Raw genomic sequence first — 17,363 nt, 5'->3', positions numbered from 1 at the left:
CTGCGTCACTCCGTGCCGTACTTTTCGGGGTAGGCCTCGGCGAGTAGCTCGTCCTCGTCGGCCAGCCGCTCCCGAACCGGATCGATAACGTCCGAGATCGCGCTTGCGGCGGACGGCTTCAGGTCGGCGGGGTGGAGTTCGCCGCTGACGAAGTCCGCTTCGACCTCGTCGTAACTCTCGTAGGTCAGGTCGCCGCCGTACTCCTCCGGGCGCTCGACGACGAACGAGTCGCCGCGAACGTCCAGAATCGGGAAGACAAGGTGATTGAGGTACTCCAGCACGCCGTTCTCCTCGACCTCACCGGCCGGGCAGTACGCCTGGTTGATCTTCTCGTCAACCTCGCCAGGGCTGTCGGTAAGGTTGACCTTCGACGCCTCGTCGGAAGCGCTCATCTTGCCGCCGGAAAGGCCCGACAGCAGCGGTGCAAACAGACAGATCGGCGACTCGCCGCCGTGGTCCGGTAGAACCTCGCGGGAGAGCATGTAGATACCGCGCTGGTCGACGCCACCGTAGGCGATGTCGGCGTCCAGTGCCTTCACGTCAAGCGTCTGCATCAGCGGGTAGATGAGCCCGCCGAGGTTCGGACTCTCGGACTCACGAACGACCTCGCTGGCCGCGCGCTGCGTGCGAGAGATGGTCGTCTCGGCGGCCATCCGGTACATCTCCAGCGTGTACTCCTCGTCAAGCTGGAAGTCGGTCCCGCGGACGAAGGTCACGTCTTCGGGGTCCGCGCCGGCCGCTTCAATCATGCCCTCGATGGCCGTCTCGTAGTAGGCCGAGCGGGCATCCAGCAGGTCGAAGGGTGATTTGTTATCATCGAGGTGGGCGTGCAGGTCCGCGATGAGGACCGTCACGTCGACGCCGGCCCGCAGGAAGTCCGCGAGCTTTCGCATCGTCGTGAAGTGGCCGATGTGCATCTCGCCGGTCGGCGCGTAGCCGATGTACGCCGACGGGTCGCTCTCCTCGAACAGCGTCCGCAGTTCGTCCTCGGTGACGACCTCTGTGGTGTGTCGTGTCACCAGATCGAGTCGCTCGGCGGTATCCATACCGATGTGTGGCCGGTCCGGCGATTAAAACGTTCCTGTCCGGTGTGACGGGCTGGCGAGGTGGGCCGTACTGTTTTATGACAGCAGGGCACATTCGGGGGTAGATGTCCCTCCTGTTCGACCACGTCATCGGGTCCTTCGCCCTCGACGGCGCATCGCTGTGTGTCCCCGACGACGACGCCCTTGACGACCGCGGCGATGTCGTCCCCGCGCGGCCCGTTGCCGAGTTTGCGAGCCATCACGACGAACTCGCCCACCCCGAGGAAGACTGGGTCTGTATCCCGTTGCACGAACCGGACTCAGCGCGGGTCACCGACGAGTTCGTCGCCTTCACCGACCACTCCCTGCACGGACAGATCTTCGTCTTCGAGCGCGACGGCGAGCGGGACTTCATCGACGCGGACGCCTTCGGAGCCACGGGTCTGGCCGACCGGATTCGCTTCTGGCACTCCGACTACGTCCCGGAAACGTACCCACCCTCCTACGACTCTCCCATAGACGACAGCGAACCGCCCCGAAATCCGATCCCGTTGGCGGAACTGCTCGACGGTTTGCGTTCCCACGTTGAGCGCGAACGCGAAGCGACTCGCCAGCAGAACCGCGAACAGGCCGACCGGCGCTCACCTGCCGAGGTGTACGAGGCCGGTGGCGACGCAGTCCCCGAACTCCACACGCGAGGCCGAGACGACGGAACGTACCGATTCCACGTCGACCCGCCCGCCGATGTCGCCGCCAGACAGGGCGGTGACTGGGCGTTTGTCTTGGAGTCGGTGTTCGGCATCCACGAAGGAAACGAGGTGCTGATTCATGATGTGGACGGGGCCCGAGAGAACGGCCCGTTCCCGGTCCCGGCGACAGTCGATCGCATCCGCGGCCGGTCGGTCTGGCTTGCGGTGAACTGGGCCGAGGTCGACGGTGCGACGGCGCTCGAAAGCGCACTCACTGACGGTGACGCCACCTATGGGCTCACAGCAGTGCTCAATCCCGTTCCGTTCGACCGTGAACGGGAGGCGATCGAGTCGCTGGCCGACCACCGTTTCCGGGACGTGCTCGCCGGCAACCAGCCGATAACGTTCTCGAACGGGGCAGCCGCCCGAAGCGACCAGTTCGACGCGGAACTGAATCAGGAGCAACAGCTGGCCGTCGAGCACGCGCTGCTGGCCGACGACCTGTTCTGTATTCACGGCCCGCCTGGGACCGGGAAAACGCGGACACTGGTCGAAATCGTCCGACGGGCCGCACAGGCCGGCGAGGACGTGCTTGTGTGCGCGGACTCGAATCAGGCGGTCGACAACCTCGTGGCGGGGTCGTCGACGAGCGACGCGGCGGACCCGCAGTCACTGCACGCCTACGGCCAGCACGGCGACGACGACTACACGCTCGACCGCGTGAACGCGAGCCAGTCGGCAAACGACGTTGTGCATCGCGCCTACGGCGACGTTCCCGGGCGGGCCGACGTTGTCGCGGTGACGAACAACAGCGCCGCCACGCTCGCCCGTGAGTTCGACCTGGTGGTGCTGGACGAAGCGACACAGTCCACCTGCGCAGCGTCGTGTATCCCGCTGGTCCGGGCCGACCGCGCCGTGCTGGCCGGGGACCACCGACAGCTCCCGCCCTACAGCGCCAGCGACGAACCGCCAGAATCGAGCTACGGCCACTCGCTGTTTGAGCATCTCTACGCCGACGGCGGCGTCTACGACGGTGTTGGCCTCCAGCTACAGACCCAGTACCGGATGCACCGGGACATCGCGTACTTCCCGAACCGGCGGTTCTACGACCGGACGCTGCGGAACGGGCGGGCCGTCGACCTGATTCCCGACCGACCAGCGATAGAGGGGTACAACGTCGGCGGCCGGGTCGAGACGGTCGGTCACTCCAAAGCGAATCCGACAGAGGCCAGACTGGTCGCGCATCTCGTTCAGGACTTGCTGGCAGACGTGTCCTCCGAGGAAATCGGCGTTATCACACCGTACAGCGCGCAGGTGTCACGTATCCGCGAGACGCTCACAGAGCGGACCGACGCTGGAGACGGGGTAACTGTCGACACCATTGACTCGTTTCAGGGCGGCGAACGGACGGCCATCGTTCTCTCGCTCGTCCGGAGCAACGCCGAGGGGACCGTCGGGTTCCTTGGGCGACCGGTCGACGGCCCTCGACGATTGAACGTCGCGCTCACGCGAGCGAAGCGCTACTGCGCCGTTGTCGCCGACTGGCACACGCTCCGCTACGACGCCGACGGGAAGTGCACTGACCTCTACAGCGACTTCTACCAGTTCGTCTCGAACACCGACCGCCTGAGCGACGTGGACCCCGAGTTCATTCCGGTGTAGCTGGCCAGCTATCGTCCGACTGCGATGGGTCCAAATACGTCCGACCCAACTGTCCCACATGTACACGGGGAAGACGGAGAAGGCCTGCTGTCTGTGCGGGAATCCCGACACTGAGACCCGTCTCGACCTGCCACCGCGGGCGGTTCCGTTGCTCAAGCACGCCGACCCCATCGCCTGGCAGGACATCGTTGGCGAGGTGTCCATCTATTTCTGTGGCTCCGACTGGGAGACGGTTCGGGACCTCGTGTTAGAGACCGGGATGAGCCCGCTGTCCCGGTGTAACGCTGCTCGCGCCTCCTTCGATCTCCGAGAGGACTTCGAGGCGCTGCTGAACGACATCCGAGACGAGCCGGATCACACGGAAATCGAGGCGGAGATGCGCGCCGAGGCTGAGGAAGCGCTGGCGAATCGCGACGACCCCTACGTCGAAGAGCGGGACCTCGTCGAGGCCCGCGTCATCGAATGGGTGTTCGAAGACACTGCAGACGAGTAACCCGACGAGGGCAGCGGTATGGCTCCGTATCCAAACTGTTTTGACCACCCGTAGCCGTGTGTCAACCGATGACTGTACGCGTAGGTGTGCTCGGTGCGACTGGCGCAGTCGGGCAGCGACTTATCCAACTGCTTGACCCCCACCCCGAGTTCGAAATCGCAGCACTGACCGCCAGCGACGCGAGCGTTGGCGAGACATACAAGGACGCCGCCAAGTGGCGCGTCGACTCCCCGATTCCCGAGGACGTAGCCGGGTCAGAGGTCCGCGCCACCGACCCGGATTCGGTGCCCGACGACGTCGATCTCATCTTCTCCTCGCTCCCGTCGAGCGTCGGCGCGGAGGTCGAACCGGAGTTCTGCGAGGCCGGCTACACAGTCTCTTCGAACTCCTCAAACGGCCGAATGGACGAGGACGTCCCCCTCATCATCCCCGAGGTCAACGCTGACCACGTCGACCTCCTCGAAGTCCAGCGCGACGAGCGTGGCTGGGACGGCGCACTCCTGAAGAACCCGAACTGCTCGACGATTACGATGGTGCCGCCGCTTGCCGGCCTCGACCGCGAGTTCGACCTGACCGACGTGCGTGTCTCGACCCTGCAGGCCGTCTCCGGCGCGGGCTACTCCGGCGTCACGTCGATGGAGATCATCGACAACGCAATCCCACACATTGGCGGCGAAGAGCAGAAGATGGAGAGCGAATCACGCAAGCTACTGGGCTCGTTCGACGGCGCGGAAGTCCAGCTCAACGAGATGGACGTGGCCGCCTCCTGTAACCGCATCCCGACGCTCGACGGCCACCTAGAGAACGTCTGGGCCGACACAGCCGAGGACATCTCCACGGCCGACGCTGAGGCCGCGATGGAGTCCGTGACCGGTATCGACCTGCCGTCCTCGCCGGAGAAGCTCATCACGGTGTTCGAGGAGCCGGACCGCCCACAGCCCCGCCTCGACCGCAACATCGAGGACGGCATGGGCGTCGCAGTCGGTGGGTTCCGCGAAACGACCGACGGCGTCCAGTTCAACTGTCTCGCGCACAACACGATGCGTGGTGCTGCCGGTGCGAGCGTGCTGAACGGCGAACTGCTGAACAAACGCGGCTATCTGTAACGGTCGGCCTCGCTGAGTGCGGTTTTTAGAAATTGACCGAGGTCAAGTCGCTAGGCAGACATTTTTCACGACCAGTATCGACTGCGTACACATGGTCTCCCGCGATACGAAGCTTCAGATTGGACTGGTGAGCGTGGTTATAATCGTTTCAGTGCTCCGCCCATTCGTATTTCCGCTCGGACGGCTCGGGTCCATCGCGTTTTTCGCAGGCACGAACTTTGTCATATTGGGTGGCGCACATCTGTACCTAGCTCTTGTGGATGATAGTGAGACGATTCCAGTTGCGGCCCGCTGGCGGTACATCGGAGTTGCAGCGATGGTAGCTGTGGCTTCCTTCCTGCGAGCAGTTGCCGGACGGACTAGCGTCGGGAGCATCACGCTCAATCAACTACTCGGCGGCGTGCTCGCTGTGACAGTTGTATCCTATCTGCTGTACGAAGCCCGCGCTGGCTATCTCGCCAGCCAACAGTGACTATAGGTCGATTTGGTTCCTGAGCCCGTCCCACTCACCGGTTCGCTCGGCCTGCCGAACGTTTTCCGCCACGATATCGGCCAGTCGCTCGTAGTAGCTCGGCGTGTGGCCGGCGTTGTGTGGCGTGATGAGGACGTTCTCGAAGTCCCACAGCGGATGATCGCCGGGCAGCGGTTCGGGGTCGGTCACGTCCAGTGCCGCGCCGTCGATATGGTTGCGCTGGAGCGCACTGACCAGCGCGTTGGTATCGACAACTGGGCCACGGGCGACGTTGGTAAGTACCGCCTCGGGATGCATCGTCCGGAACACCTCCGCGTCGATAAGGTGGCTTGTTGCGTCGGTGAGCGGGCAGGCGAGCCCGACGTACTTCGTGTCGGTGACCGCCTCGTGAATCTCGTCGAAGCCGTACACCTCGTCGGTCGGGCCGCCTTTTTGTGGTGAGTAGCGGACGCCAACGGTCTCCACGTCGAATCCCTGCACACGGTCGACGATGGCCTCGCCGATTTCGCCGAGACCGACAACGCAGACACGGCTACCGGCGAAATCGTTGGTGTGGAACGACTGCCAGACGTGGTCGCGCTGGTGGCGACGGGCGGTGAAGAAGCCCCGGGCGAAGGCGAGCCACGAGCCGACGACGTTCTCGGCGACGTTCGGGCCGTGGACACCGGAAGCTGTCGTGAGCGCGATATCGCGGTCCGCCAGTTCCGAGAGTGGGAGGTGGTCGTATCCAGCGTATGTCCCTGCAAACAGCTGCAGCGAGTCGGCAGTGTCGACCAGCTCCGGCGAGATGTCGTTCCCAGTCAGGACTGTCGCACCCGCAATCAAGTCCCGCTCGGCCTCTGGCGTCTCTGCGACGGCGATATCCCATTCCGGCAGTCGTTCCCGGAGCGCTGTTACATACTGGTCGACTGGCATTCCGTGAACGTCATAGCGCGTCACAACGATGTCAGCCATTGAACCCCTCCTGTGGCGTGCGGATCCATACCGTCTGCTCCACGCGGGCCCCTCAAAACGGTGCCGGCAGTCTGTTGACCGTCTGCCAGAGATAGTATCGATATTGCTATAGTTAGAGAACGAGGGAACTACCAGCCTGAATTAGTAAAATTTGTAGTAATAGTACGCCGATATCTTAGCATATTTGTAGGATGGCCAGCGTACAGCGTTCAAGGAATGGGGAAATCGACGAGCGTTGTGGTGATCGATGACGACGAAGACTTTAGACAGCTCTACAAGCTCTGGCTCCCGGAGGCATATGAGGTTATAGAGGCCGGAGACGGCCATACAGGGTTACAACGGATCGACGACACGATCGATGCGGTACTGCTGGACCGCCAGATGCCGGAACTGAGCGGCGAAACGGTCGCCGAAAGGCTCCGGCAGCGGTCAGTTACCCCCGCAGTTGTCATGATCAGTAGCGTCAAGCCGGACGTGGATATTCTGGATATCCCCGTGGATTCGTATCTCAGAAAGCCCGCTGACCGGGATACCCTGTTGTCAGTACTTTCGACGGTCCGTACCCGATGTGAATACGAGGCGCAACGCCGAGAAATCCTGGGACTTGCCGACCGGCGGGCAACAGTTGCCGACGCTGTACGGGCCACAGCGCTCGCGGAAAGCGATTCGTACCAGCGGGCCGTCGAACGGCTGGAACAGCACGACGTGTCACTCACCGACGCAGTGTCCGAGCCGTAGCGCACGGTGTGTTCCAGTTTAGTCAGGTGAGAGCGTCAAACCCCAGTTTCGATGCAAGACAATAGGTTTTAGCGGGCGCGGGACACCGTAGCGGGTATGGAACACGTAGACGTCGCCATTGTGGGTGGTGGCCCGGCTGGGTCGTCGGCGGCCGAGGCTGCAGCCGACCACGGGGCCGACGCCGTCCTCCTCGAAAAGGGGGTCCCCAGAGCCGACCGCGAGGGGACGGGGCCGGACTCGACGGACGCCGCCGGACTACTCGATTACTGGTTCGACATCATGGGCATCCCCCGGTCCGAGTTCCCTGAAGACGTGGTGTTGAGCGAACTCGACGGGGCGAAGTTCTACGGCCCCTCGACGGAGATGACGCTTACCGAGACTGGTATCAGTTCCAGTGCTGACGGCTTCGGCATCACCTTCCACCGAGCGCGGTTCGACGACTGGCTCCGCGAACGGGCGACAGACGCAGGCGCGGACTACCGCATCGGCGTCAGCGTCACCGGCGTCGAGACAGACCTCCGGAGTTCGCCACGCCACACCGTCCGACTGGCCAACGGCGAGGACATCGCCGCCGAGTACGTGATTCTCGCCGACGGCCCACAGCGGACTATCACCGGCGGCACGCTCGACCAGTTCCTTCCGGCCGGACAGACGATGGCCGACATCATGCCGTCGAACAAGGTCAACCACATCGCCTATCAGGAGCACCGCCGGATGCCCGAGGAGCTGTTCACACCGGAGTTCATCGAGTTCTGGTGGGGTATCATGCCTGGTCACACGGCGTACCCGTGGATTTTCCCGAACGACGCGCCGGTCGCCCGCATCGGTCTGACGATGCCTATCGGGCTGGACATCGACGCCTACGACCGCAGCGAGTGGGACCTGCTCAGAGCGGGCGACGACAGTATTCCACAGGGCCGGCAGTACATCGAGCGACTGCTCGAACGGGAGTTCCAAGCGTACGACCTCGACGACTTCCCGCTCGTCGAAGACCGTGGGAAATCGAAGGGGACGGAGACGTACCCTATCTCCTCAACTCGGCCGATAGAGTCCCCGGTGGGTGCCGGCATCGCCGTGGCTGGCGGAGCAATGGGGACCACCTCGGCGTTCCACGAGGGTGGCGACCATGTCGCCGTTCGCACCGGGAAAATCGCCGGTCGCCTCGCCGCAAACGACCGCCTCGAACGGTACAACGACGCCTGGCACGACGCTATCGGCGACGAAATCCTCCGGAACGTCACCTTCGCGGACATGGTTCGGGACTGGCGACCCGGCGACTGGGATCGGGCCTTTACCACCGCCAACGACCTGATGGACGCCCGCGGGATCAAGGCCGACGCGGCGCTCCGTGGCGGCTACAACGGAATCAAGATGGTCCTCAGTTACAAGTGGGGGAAGTTCTCCTCCCGCAACGGTAAGTACGTCCAGTTGCGTGAGGACGACTACGCCGTCTGAACGTCACCCTTAGGTGTGCGACCGGCTAACTACGGGTGCGTGCCTTTAATCCCCGGCTGAGACCCGTCACCGGGACGATGACGACCCGGAGAACCCGGGCACGCGACATGACCGCGGTTCACACCGCATTTGGTCGTCATTCGACGATCTGCCAGACGGTTGCACCGTCTGGGCGTTCGGTGATTACGCCGTAATCACCCGCGCTCGCGGCTGACGCCGCTCGCGCATCTGGTCGTTATTCAACGACCCGCCCGGCACGAGGGTTTGCCGGCTGACATGGCACACCGCCGAGGATGATGCCGGACGTTAGTGTTCCGGGCGTACATTTTGAGTACGCTAATGAAAATATTGATAACGAATATCGGTTGCTTCAGCTACGGTATACCGTTGGGATCAGTTCTTCGGTAGTAACCGCTCTTCCTGACGAATTTTTGGAAGCAATCTATCCTGACCAGCCTGGAATGGAGTCTGCCGGGAGTGTTGGCATCAGTCAGCTTTAGATGACTGTGCCGGGTGCAGAGCGCATATCCACCATACCGAAAACGTGGAATCACAGAGATAGAAGGAAATTACAGGTGTATGATAGAATAAATGCTATCAGTAGGTATCGCCCTATCTTGTTACAACGGGCGAAGAGTTATTCCGAGTTACAACCGGCGACCCGACAGACCAGCAAAGTATTATGATGGTCGGAAGTATGACACGTATCTCATATGAGTGGCGCCCTGAGTAGAAGGATTGACTCAGCAGTCAGTATCGCTGGTGCCGAGACATTTTCAGGGTAAGTATTAGTTTGCTGTAACTTGTATAAGCAATATGGAGCATCCAAGCGTCCTCGTATTCGTCGAGTTCCCCGATCCTGAGTTCCCCGAACCAGGGTTCCTTGACCGTCTTGCATACCCGGATGCAGAGCTTGTTGGGTTTTACCATCTTGATGAAAACGAGTCTGTCCAAGAAGTAAAGAACGAATACGAGGAAGACTTCACCACGGAGTTGCGAGAGCAGGCCGAACAATTCGAGCAACGGGGGATACGGACGGAGTACAAACTTGTTTTCAACCATGATCGGGTCGAAGCACGGCAAAAAATCGCCAATAGGGTTGATGCGGTTCTCACTCCGGGTGGAGCAAATACACTTGGCAAAGTATTGATGGCCGCCCGTCACACACACAATGCGGAAGAGAAAGTGGCCAATCTTCTCAATATCATTGACGGTGATGACCTGCTTTCAATTGACCTCATACACATAGCGGATCCGGATGACCCAGAAGGAGAAGTTGAGGGTGAAAGAATCTTAAACGAGATGAGTTCACACCTTACAAGTGAAGGCATTCCGGCCCTTCATATCAATCGAGAGGTGCGAACAGGAAGAGATGTGGCATTTGAGCTGAATCAAGCCGCGGGCAACTATGACCTCGTTGTACTGGGTGAAACCGAGCAGGATGTTGGTGACGAAGTCTTTGGCCCAGTAGGCGATTATATTGTTGACAAACAGGACGTTCCCGTATTGACTATTCGGTGACGACAACCAGCTAAACGCCTTTTCCCGCTATTTAATGACAGTCTCACGCCGGTTCAACCATCTACTGCTCGGATCGATCAATAGCTCTATTAATCCTCTCTCAATCGTGTGAGTCGCGATCTGAACAGATTGACAGAGTGTCTGGCTGGGCCAACCCGGATTCGGTATTTTCAATTCCCTAGACACAAAAATAGGAGAATATTGATGCATAGTGCCCCTCGAAAGCGACATCAAGAACTCGATGTCGACGTCCCCACACTTCTGGGTGACGACCACGAAGCGTTCGAGACGTTTCTCTCGGGTGAGGGAACCGGGCCGGTTGCCATCGTGGGCGAGCCCTTCTCCGGGCGCGGGTCAGTTATAGACCATGCTGTGCAGGAACTGGATGCAAGCCGTATCAGCCTTGGCCCGGGTGATGGAGTCGATCAGATACGGTCAAGGGTCAATGGGACGCCAGTCGTGATAGAGAACTGCCAGCATCTTTACGAGCGTCGTATCGGGGGCTTCGAGGAATTGTCTGCGTTTCTCGACGATATGGCGAGCATCGATGTGAGAGTGGTGACCGGCTGGAACCGGTATGCGTGGGCGTATCTCACAGCAGTACAGGACCTTGATCGAGAGTTTCCTGTCGTCGCTGAGATCCAGTCCGCTTCCACAGAACGGATCGCGGAACTCGTGCTAAGCCGCTACGACGAGATGCCGGCGTTCGTCGCAGACGACCCCGAGCGGGGCGGTTTAGTCGTCACGACACATCGTGATTTCGGCTGGCGGGACTGGTCGGTATCGGTGCCGGTCCCTGTGCTGGATCCAGTTGCAATCAAGGACCTATTCTCGGATGGAAACCTCGATCCCAAGGACGTAACTTTCGGTCGGCTCGCTGCGGTCTCGAACGGGAACCTTGGTGTCGCTACAGCGATTTGGGAGACCCGCGATGAGTCAGAGGTGCGCCCGAGCGACATCGCGGTCTCCGCATCCGAGCGGGACTTGGACCGCGAGGAGGCGTTCTGTCTGCGGATCGTACTCTCGAAAGAGCGGGTCAACCGGGAACCGCTCACGGGAATTGTTGATGGACTTGACCGGGTCCTTGGGACCCTCTCGCGCGACGGCCTCATCTCGCTTGAGGACGATATCGTGGAACTGAAGCCAGCAGCGATGCCGGCCGCCGTCGCGATGACTGAACGGGAGCGGATACTGTGACCCCGCTTCAGGTGCTGGTAGACCTCGGGATAGACCGAGAGACGCTCGTAGGAATTGTGGGAGTACTTGTGGCCGCGTACGTGGCCAGCCGGGTGGTTGGGTATGCGCTCATCGCGGTCGCCGAGCGTCGGCCTCGCCGACGGATCAGTATCAAGATGTTAGTTCCGATTGTGCGGTTTCTGATCTACGGAACCGCGGCCTTTCTGATTCTGGGACCGTTGCTTAGACTGTCCGCCACACAGTTGCTCGCAGTGTCGGGACTGCTTGGGGCGGCCCTGGGGTTCGGCTTGAAGGACCTCTTCGCGGGGATGATCGGCGGGCTAGTGCTCATTACCGAGCGTCCGTACCAGGTCGGCGACAAGGTTACCATCGACGGCGACTACGGCGAAGTGACCGATATCGGGCTCCGGGCGACGACACTGATAACGCCTGACGACAGCGCCATCAGAGTCCCAAACGCCACGCTATTCACCGCAAACGTCTCAAACGCCAACGACGGACAGCCAGAGATGATGGTCGTCGTCGAGCTGGCGGTCACCACCGGAGCCGATCTCGATCGGGCGAGTGCTATCGTCGAGGAGGCAATGGTGACCTCGAAGTACGTTTTCGTCGACGACGACCACCCGTTCGCGGTCTTGGTTGAGGATGAATCCTACTATCGGACAATCCGCGGCAAGGCGTATGTAGCCGACCTGCGCGACGAGTTCGCATTCGCCTCAGATGTGACTGAGCGCTCGATGGCCGCTTTCGCCAGGGAAGGTATCACGATACCAAAGGCACCCGTTCACATCTCCAAGCACCGCTGACCCTGCTGTCGCCTCTTGGCACCACGAATCAGTTCACAAACTTTTCACCCGTGCGCTTGGTATAATCTAACAGTACGTCTTAATTATCACAGCTATGGGACTACTGCCCTCTCTCCTGACTCGCAGTCGTTCTGGGAAACTCGGACTCATCGAAGTCGTTGCGATGGGTGTTGGCGGAATGGTTTCGGGCGGGATCTACGCTGTCCTCGGCGTCGCAATGCAGCAAGCCGGTAATGCAGTCCCACTGTCGTATCTCATTGCGGGCATCATCACCCTCCTCACTGCCTATTCCTATCTCAAACTCACGCTGCACTTCGGCGAGCACGGCGGCGTCTTTTCATTCGTCGAGCACATTGTTGACAATCCAACTATCGCCGCGTACGTCGGGTGGATTCTCATCGTCGGATACGTGGGTGTGATGGCGATGTACGCGTTCGCCTTCGGTGCGTACACGCTCACTGCCGCGCGAGCCATCGCGGGGAACGAACTCCCGCAACTCCTGCGTCCGGTAATCTCAATCATAATTGTCGCTGCGTTCGTCGGCCTTAATATCCGAGGCGTCCAGGAAACTGGGCTCTTCGAAGATATCGCAGTGTACATCAAAATCGCCATCTTGCTGTCGCTCGCAACTCTCGGAGTGGTTTTTTATGATGGGAGTGTGGTGGCAATTGACTTCTTCAGCAAAGGCGTCGTCAGCCCCATCGCCGGATTCGCCATCATCTTTGTCTCCTACGAGGGTTTCCAACTCTTGGTCTATGACTACGAGGAGATCGAAAACGTGGAACAGGTATTGCCAATCGGGATGTACGTTGCCATCGCTATTGCGATGCTGATCTACGTCTCGGTGTCATTCATGGCAACGCTCAATCTCACGCCAGCGGAGCTTCTCGCTCATCAGGAGGTCGCGCTCGCCGAGGCCGTCTCCAACATCCCAGTACTCGGGGGTGCCGGATTCATTCTCGTCATCCTTTCGGCAATGAAAAGCACCTCGTCAGGCATCAACGCGACATTGTTCGGTACATCTCGGCTTGTCGATAAGATTGCGACAGAAGGTGCACTCCCACGCGTTTTTTCGTTCCGGAACCGAGACGGAATCCCCGTCTACTCGCTGCTGATTATCGGTAGTCTGACGGCAGCACTCGCAGCTCTTGGGACACTCAAGCAGATCACTGAATTTGGATCAGTGGCGTTTCTGATCTCTTTTGCGGTCACGAATTATACGAACATCGTACTCGCTGACGAGACGGATTCGAACCGCTTCATCCCAGTACTCGGACTGGTCGGCACAGGGGTCGCACTTCCGGTTGTGCTCTATCACTTATATCGAACGGACGTGGCGATCCTACTCTGGATCGGAGGGATCTTCGCGGTAGTCTTCCTCGTAGAGTACTTCTATATCGAGCGGAGTTCGTTTACGCCCGAGATAGACAGTGGGGAAGCAGAATGGTCGAAGCGGTGACATCCCAAAATGACCTCGCTGGGACTCGTCCACCGGGTCGCTAGTGCCGCCAGTGACGAACACTACAATGCTTGCGACATTCTCGATACAGAGTAACTACGATGTGTCCTGTACTTCTTCTGTAGACAATACCGTTCGCTTTTAGCGACGGTACTAGTAGATTTTCACCCGGTAGTGTCCTGAGCGTATATTTCCAGAGTCCCATTGACTCCAATTAAAATAATACTGACACTATCCACATTAGCTCCAGTATGTCCCTGAGGCAGGTTCTTCCGTAACTGCACCCTGTTAGCCGGAACTTCGTGATAATTGATGGCGGCGCTTCCAAGACTGGGGCTGTCGAATAGGCCCATATCTGTCATTTCTACAGTCTCAATAATCTCGTTGCGGACGCACTATTTCTCAAGGTTTACTCGTTTGCGCAGGATTGCGGTGTATTTTCCCACAGCCAATCCCAGCATGACAATAATATTTGCAGTAACATTTATATATTGACTGGTTGACAGCATATTTGTAGATTAGATAATGTTAAGCAACGATCAATATAGTCTGACCTCCAAGCGGCGTAGCTTCTTGAAAATGGTCGGTACAGCTGGCCTGGCCGGTCTCGCTGGCTGTGGTGGAGACAGCGGTGGCGACGGCGGCGACGGTGGTGGCGGCGAGAGCGGTGGTAGTGATGGAAGTGGCGGCAGTACAAGTTGGACAATTGGAACGTCGGGACCGGAGACAGCGACTCACGCGTCAGGGGTAGCGATGGCACAGCTGATCTCCGAAAAGTCAAGCGACATCAGCATGAGCGCCCAGACCACCGGCGGGACTGCGGCAAACCCTCGGTTGATCGCGCAGGGAGACATCGATGTCGCCCAGAGTACTGACTGGGCGGTCGCACGCTCAAACAGCGGGGGAGACCCCTACGGAAAACCAGTCGGGAAAACGATGACCCAGGTGTTACCGTTCATGACTCTAGAGTATTACCTCGTCAGGCGGACTGACGACGCGCTGGCAGGCATTGAAACAGTGTCGGACATTCCACAGGACGGGTCGGTTTCGATGGCGTTCGGCCAGCGCGGCGGGACGAACTTCTTTGCGGGACTTGACGGATTCCGACTGTCCGGGATCGACAATGTCGAGGACAAGTACGACCTCCAGTCAATGAGCTGGGGAGATCAGGGGGCCCAGTTCGCGGACGGCCGCCTCGATATGATGATAGTCTATGGGGTCAGTCGCGAGGTGCTGACCGGATGGGCGCAGGAGGCCGGTGCACAGGCCGACGTCGCGGTCGTCAACTGGGAGTTCGACGAGTCAGACCTGGCAAACTCCGACCTGCCCTACACATATATTGAGACACCGGCCAGCCTCTGGGATGGGCAAGATATTCGAATGGACTCCATTCCGGCAGTCGGTGTCGGCTACGAGACGATCTTCCCGGCCGACGTATCTGAGGAACTGGGCTATGAGTTCGTACAGACGGTCATGGAGGACATCGACGCGGTCCGTGAGGCGAGTTCAGTGCTCTCGCGGGCTGGCCCGGACTTCGCACAGGAATTTTTGCTCCCCTCGTCGAATGCACCCGTCCATCCCGGAGCGGAGAAGTACTACAAGGAACAGGGTCTGTGGAAGGACAGACTAACCACACTTGAGGAATATGAGGGGTAACACGAGCTGCCCGTATCTTCTCCGGCCACCCCATCAGTACCAGCCATGACGGAAGAAAACACACCCGGGAGCTGGGTCGATCCGTCCCGGGTACGCATGGTCAAGTACGGGTTCCTGATCGCTCTGGGAATCGCCTCGACAGCCTATCACCTCTGGTTCACCCAGCTGTTCCCGTTCGAACAGGACCAGCACAAAATTGCCCACCTCGGCTTCATGCTCGTGGGGGCGGCCGTCCTCGCATTTGAACCCGAACCCAAGACACGCCGGGAGCGGTTCGGCAACTACGCGACGCTACTTGAGGCCGCCCTCTCTGCTGTCGTCGCTGTCTACCTCTTTACCGCCTTCAACCGCATCGTCTATGAGCAACTCGGAATATACACCGACCTCGACTTATTCATGGGGCTGTTGCTCATCCTGCTGTTGTTGGATGTCTGCCGGCGGGTTTACGGTCCAATGCTGTCGCTGGTCGGCGTCGTTGGCCTTGCGTATGCACTGTATGGGCCGTACTTCCCTGGTATTTTGAACCACAACGGGGTTCAGGCCGAACGGCTCGTACAGGGCCTAACGGTTGAGTTCGGTAGTGGCGTTTTCGGCGTCATTGTCGAGGTTTCAGGGACGTTCATCATTATTTTCATGATCCTTGCGGGGCTGCTGGAAGCGTACGGCGCGCTGGAGTATTTTGTGCAGGTCGGAACGCTGATCGGCAAGCGAGTCCGCTCCGGGCTAGCACAGATGACAACCGTCGCAAGCATGGGCATGGGGTCGGTCAACGGCAGCGCGGCCGCCAATGCGGCGACGACGGGCGCGTTTACCATCCCGTTGCTCAAGCGTCACGGGCTCGACAGAGATACCGCAGCGGCCTACGAAGCGGTGGCTTCCAGCGGCGGCCAGATTATGCCACCAATCATGGGTGCAGCGGCATTCATAATGGCCGAAATCACTGGAACGAGCTACCTGAAGATTATTGTCGTCGGGTTTCTGCCTGCACTCCTCTTCTACGGAACGGTCGCAATTGGTGTCCACCTGACGACGATCAAGGAAGGGCTCACGAGCGAGATTAGCGAGGACGAACTGACTGACGTCGAGACGGTCGACAAGGAGCGGAAAAACGCACTAGATGGGATCTTCGGTCGGACGACAACCGCTGTTTCGTTCGGGCAGATATCGGTTCGCAACCTGATCGTTGAAGGACTCGCGCTGTGGGTCCCGCTGGTCGTTCTCCTGTACGCACTGGTCATCCTTCTGTACGACCCGTTGTACGCAGGCTTCCTTTCAATCATGTCGGCGTTCCCAGCCGCGTTCATTCAGGGAATCTTTTTCCGCGATGGGTACGGGAGCCGCGACTTTTTCGTGGACACTATGGACGGCCTGGGCCGCGGAATGGAAAACGCAGCCCCGATTGCGGTATCGCTTGGCGTGATGAACATCTTTGTCGGTGTGTTGAACCTCACCGGATTCACACAGGTGTTCGCCTCCAGCCTCGTTGAACTCTCGGGCGGCGTACTCGCGCTATTGCTCATGTTCGCGATGGTCGCCGCGCTTCTCTTTGGTCTCGGGATGCCGACCGTCGCAGCCTACATCACGGCCGTGCTGCTGATCGCACCAGCACTGACTGAGGCTGGTATCGACCTACTCGCGGCGCATTTCTTCGTGTTCTACTTCGCGATTCTCTCGGCGCTGACGCCACCGGTTGCCATCGCCTGCCTCGTCACGGCCAGGGTCGCAGGCGGGAATTTCTGGCGAACCGCCGGAAAGTCGCTCGTGCTCGGGGCGCCGCTGTTTGTTCTCCCGTACGTCTTCGTCGTCAACGATAGTCTGTTGTTCTGGTCGGTGCCGGCGACACCGATTACGTTCGTCGTCGTGGGCACCGGTCTCGTCGCCACCGTGACAGCTATTGTCAACTATTTTTCAGGCCAACTCAGGCTGCCGAATCGCGCCGGGCTACTGGTGGCTGCGGGAGCAGCGATGTTCGCTCCACTGGCGCCGATGACCGTTGCCGTGCAGACCCTCGCAACACTCACCATCGTCGCATTGCTGTACATAGCGGTGAAATACGACTCCGGGTCCGAAACCGGACAGCCCGAACAGGTCTCAGTCGATGACTGAGCGGCCCGCAGTAAATCAGGTCGC

Annotated in this window: 14 protein-coding genes; 12 read left to right on the top strand and 2 right to left on the bottom strand. The window is 59.8% G+C overall.

Translation table 11 applies throughout. From position 1 onward, the window contains the following. Window positions 1–5: 5 nt before the first annotated feature. On the bottom strand, window positions 6–1,046 hold the full coding sequence (locus tag RBH20_RS04305) for a tyrosine--tRNA ligase (protein WP_306705848.1): 1,041 nt from the start codon (window positions 1,044–1,046) through the stop codon (window positions 6–8). Window positions 1,047–1,150: 104 nt separating this feature from the next. On the opposite strand from RBH20_RS04305, the gene RBH20_RS04300 reads away from it, so the two are divergent. From RBH20_RS04300 to RBH20_RS04285, 4 genes are all read left to right on the top strand, one after another. Beyond that, complete coding sequence (locus tag RBH20_RS04300; protein WP_306705846.1) at window positions 1,151–3,376, top strand: AAA domain-containing protein; 2,226 nt, start codon at window positions 1,151–1,153, stop codon at window positions 3,374–3,376. Between the two features lie 58 nt (window positions 3,377–3,434). Further along, the gene (locus tag RBH20_RS04295) at window positions 3,435–3,869 is read left to right on the top strand and encodes a hypothetical protein (protein WP_306705844.1); all 435 of its coding nucleotides are present in this window, start codon (window positions 3,435–3,437) and stop codon (window positions 3,867–3,869) included. 68 nt (window positions 3,870–3,937) lie between these two features. Then, complete coding sequence (asd, locus tag RBH20_RS04290; protein WP_306705842.1) at window positions 3,938–4,975, top strand: aspartate-semialdehyde dehydrogenase; 1,038 nt, start codon at window positions 3,938–3,940, stop codon at window positions 4,973–4,975. A gap of 91 nt (window positions 4,976–5,066) precedes the next feature. After that, window positions 5,067–5,447 (top strand): hypothetical protein, encoded by a 381-nt coding sequence (locus RBH20_RS04285; RefSeq protein WP_306705840.1) that lies wholly within the window; start codon window positions 5,067–5,069, stop codon window positions 5,445–5,447. Here the strand turns inward: RBH20_RS04285 and RBH20_RS04280 are convergent, their stop codons facing one another. Beyond that, complete coding sequence (locus RBH20_RS04280) at window positions 5,448–6,401, bottom strand: D-2-hydroxyacid dehydrogenase (RefSeq protein WP_306705838.1); 954 nt, start codon at window positions 6,399–6,401, stop codon at window positions 5,448–5,450. 216 nt (window positions 6,402–6,617) lie between these two features. Here RBH20_RS04280 and RBH20_RS04275 point away from each other — a divergent pair, with 216 nt between their 5' ends. From RBH20_RS04275 to RBH20_RS04240, 8 genes are all read left to right on the top strand, one after another. Then, entirely contained in the window at window positions 6,618–7,139 is a 522-nt protein-coding gene (locus RBH20_RS04275) for a response regulator (protein WP_306705835.1), read from the top strand. 96 nt (window positions 7,140–7,235) lie between these two features. Beyond that, complete coding sequence (locus RBH20_RS04270; RefSeq protein WP_306705832.1) at window positions 7,236–8,594, top strand: NAD(P)/FAD-dependent oxidoreductase; 1,359 nt, start codon at window positions 7,236–7,238, stop codon at window positions 8,592–8,594. A gap of 816 nt (window positions 8,595–9,410) precedes the next feature. Beyond that, a complete protein-coding gene (locus RBH20_RS04265) occupies window positions 9,411–10,115 on the top strand; it encodes a universal stress protein (RefSeq protein ID WP_306705830.1) in 705 nt (234 codons plus the stop codon). Between the two features lie 204 nt (window positions 10,116–10,319). Further along, window positions 10,320–11,312 (top strand): hypothetical protein, encoded by a 993-nt coding sequence (locus RBH20_RS04260; protein WP_306705828.1) that lies wholly within the window; start codon window positions 10,320–10,322, stop codon window positions 11,310–11,312. Next, window positions 11,309–12,118 (top strand): mechanosensitive ion channel family protein, encoded by an 810-nt coding sequence (locus RBH20_RS04255; protein ID WP_306705826.1) that lies wholly within the window; start codon window positions 11,309–11,311, stop codon window positions 12,116–12,118. Before RBH20_RS04260 ends, RBH20_RS04255 begins: the two co-directional genes overlap by 4 nt. A 94-nt stretch (window positions 12,119–12,212) precedes the next feature. Beyond that, the gene (locus tag RBH20_RS04250; RefSeq protein WP_306705824.1) at window positions 12,213–13,577 is read left to right on the top strand and encodes an APC family permease; all 1,365 of its coding nucleotides are present in this window, start codon (window positions 12,213–12,215) and stop codon (window positions 13,575–13,577) included. Between the two features lie 579 nt (window positions 13,578–14,156). Next, window positions 14,157–15,233, top strand: a complete 1,077-nt coding sequence (locus tag RBH20_RS04245; protein WP_306705822.1) for a TAXI family TRAP transporter solute-binding subunit — start codon at window positions 14,157–14,159, stop codon at window positions 15,231–15,233. A gap of 45 nt (window positions 15,234–15,278) precedes the next feature. Then, a complete protein-coding gene (locus RBH20_RS04240) occupies window positions 15,279–17,339 on the top strand; it encodes a TRAP transporter fused permease subunit (protein ID WP_306705820.1) in 2,061 nt (686 codons plus the stop codon). The last annotated feature ends 24 nt before the right edge of the window (window positions 17,340–17,363 follow it).

Source organism: Haloarcula sp. H-GB4, from assembly GCF_030848575.1.
In the GTDB taxonomy this organism is placed as follows: domain Archaea; phylum Halobacteriota; class Halobacteria; order Halobacteriales; family Haloarculaceae; genus Haloarcula.
Note: the sequence above shows the minus strand (reverse complement) of the source record. Positions and strands in the feature narration are given on the sequence as shown.

Coding starts and splice junctions, on each gene's coding strand:
- RBH20_RS04300 (WP_306705846.1), top strand. CDS start 1,151: ATGTCCCTCCTGTTCGACCACGTCATCGGGTCCTTCGCCCTCGACGGC.
- RBH20_RS04265 (WP_306705830.1), top strand. CDS start 9,411: ATGGAGCATCCAAGCGTCCTCGTATTCGTCGAGTTCCCCGATCCTGAG.
- RBH20_RS04260 (WP_306705828.1), top strand. CDS start 10,320: ATGCATAGTGCCCCTCGAAAGCGACATCAAGAACTCGATGTCGACGTC.
- RBH20_RS04270 (WP_306705832.1), top strand. CDS start 7,236: ATGGAACACGTAGACGTCGCCATTGTGGGTGGTGGCCCGGCTGGGTCG.
- RBH20_RS04240 (WP_306705820.1), top strand. CDS start 15,279: ATGACGGAAGAAAACACACCCGGGAGCTGGGTCGATCCGTCCCGGGTA.
- RBH20_RS04275 (WP_306705835.1), top strand. CDS start 6,618: ATGGGGAAATCGACGAGCGTTGTGGTGATCGATGACGACGAAGACTTT.
- RBH20_RS04245 (WP_306705822.1), top strand. CDS start 14,157: ATGGTCGGTACAGCTGGCCTGGCCGGTCTCGCTGGCTGTGGTGGAGAC.
- asd (WP_306705842.1), top strand. CDS start 3,938: ATGACTGTACGCGTAGGTGTGCTCGGTGCGACTGGCGCAGTCGGGCAG.
- RBH20_RS04280 (WP_306705838.1), bottom strand. CDS start 6,401: ATGGCTGACATCGTTGTGACGCGCTATGACGTTCACGGAATGCCAGTC.
- RBH20_RS04250 (WP_306705824.1), top strand. CDS start 12,213: ATGGGACTACTGCCCTCTCTCCTGACTCGCAGTCGTTCTGGGAAACTC.
- RBH20_RS04285 (WP_306705840.1), top strand. CDS start 5,067: ATGGTCTCCCGCGATACGAAGCTTCAGATTGGACTGGTGAGCGTGGTT.
- RBH20_RS04295 (WP_306705844.1), top strand. CDS start 3,435: ATGTACACGGGGAAGACGGAGAAGGCCTGCTGTCTGTGCGGGAATCCC.
- RBH20_RS04305 (WP_306705848.1), bottom strand. CDS start 1,046: ATGGATACCGCCGAGCGACTCGATCTGGTGACACGACACACCACAGAG.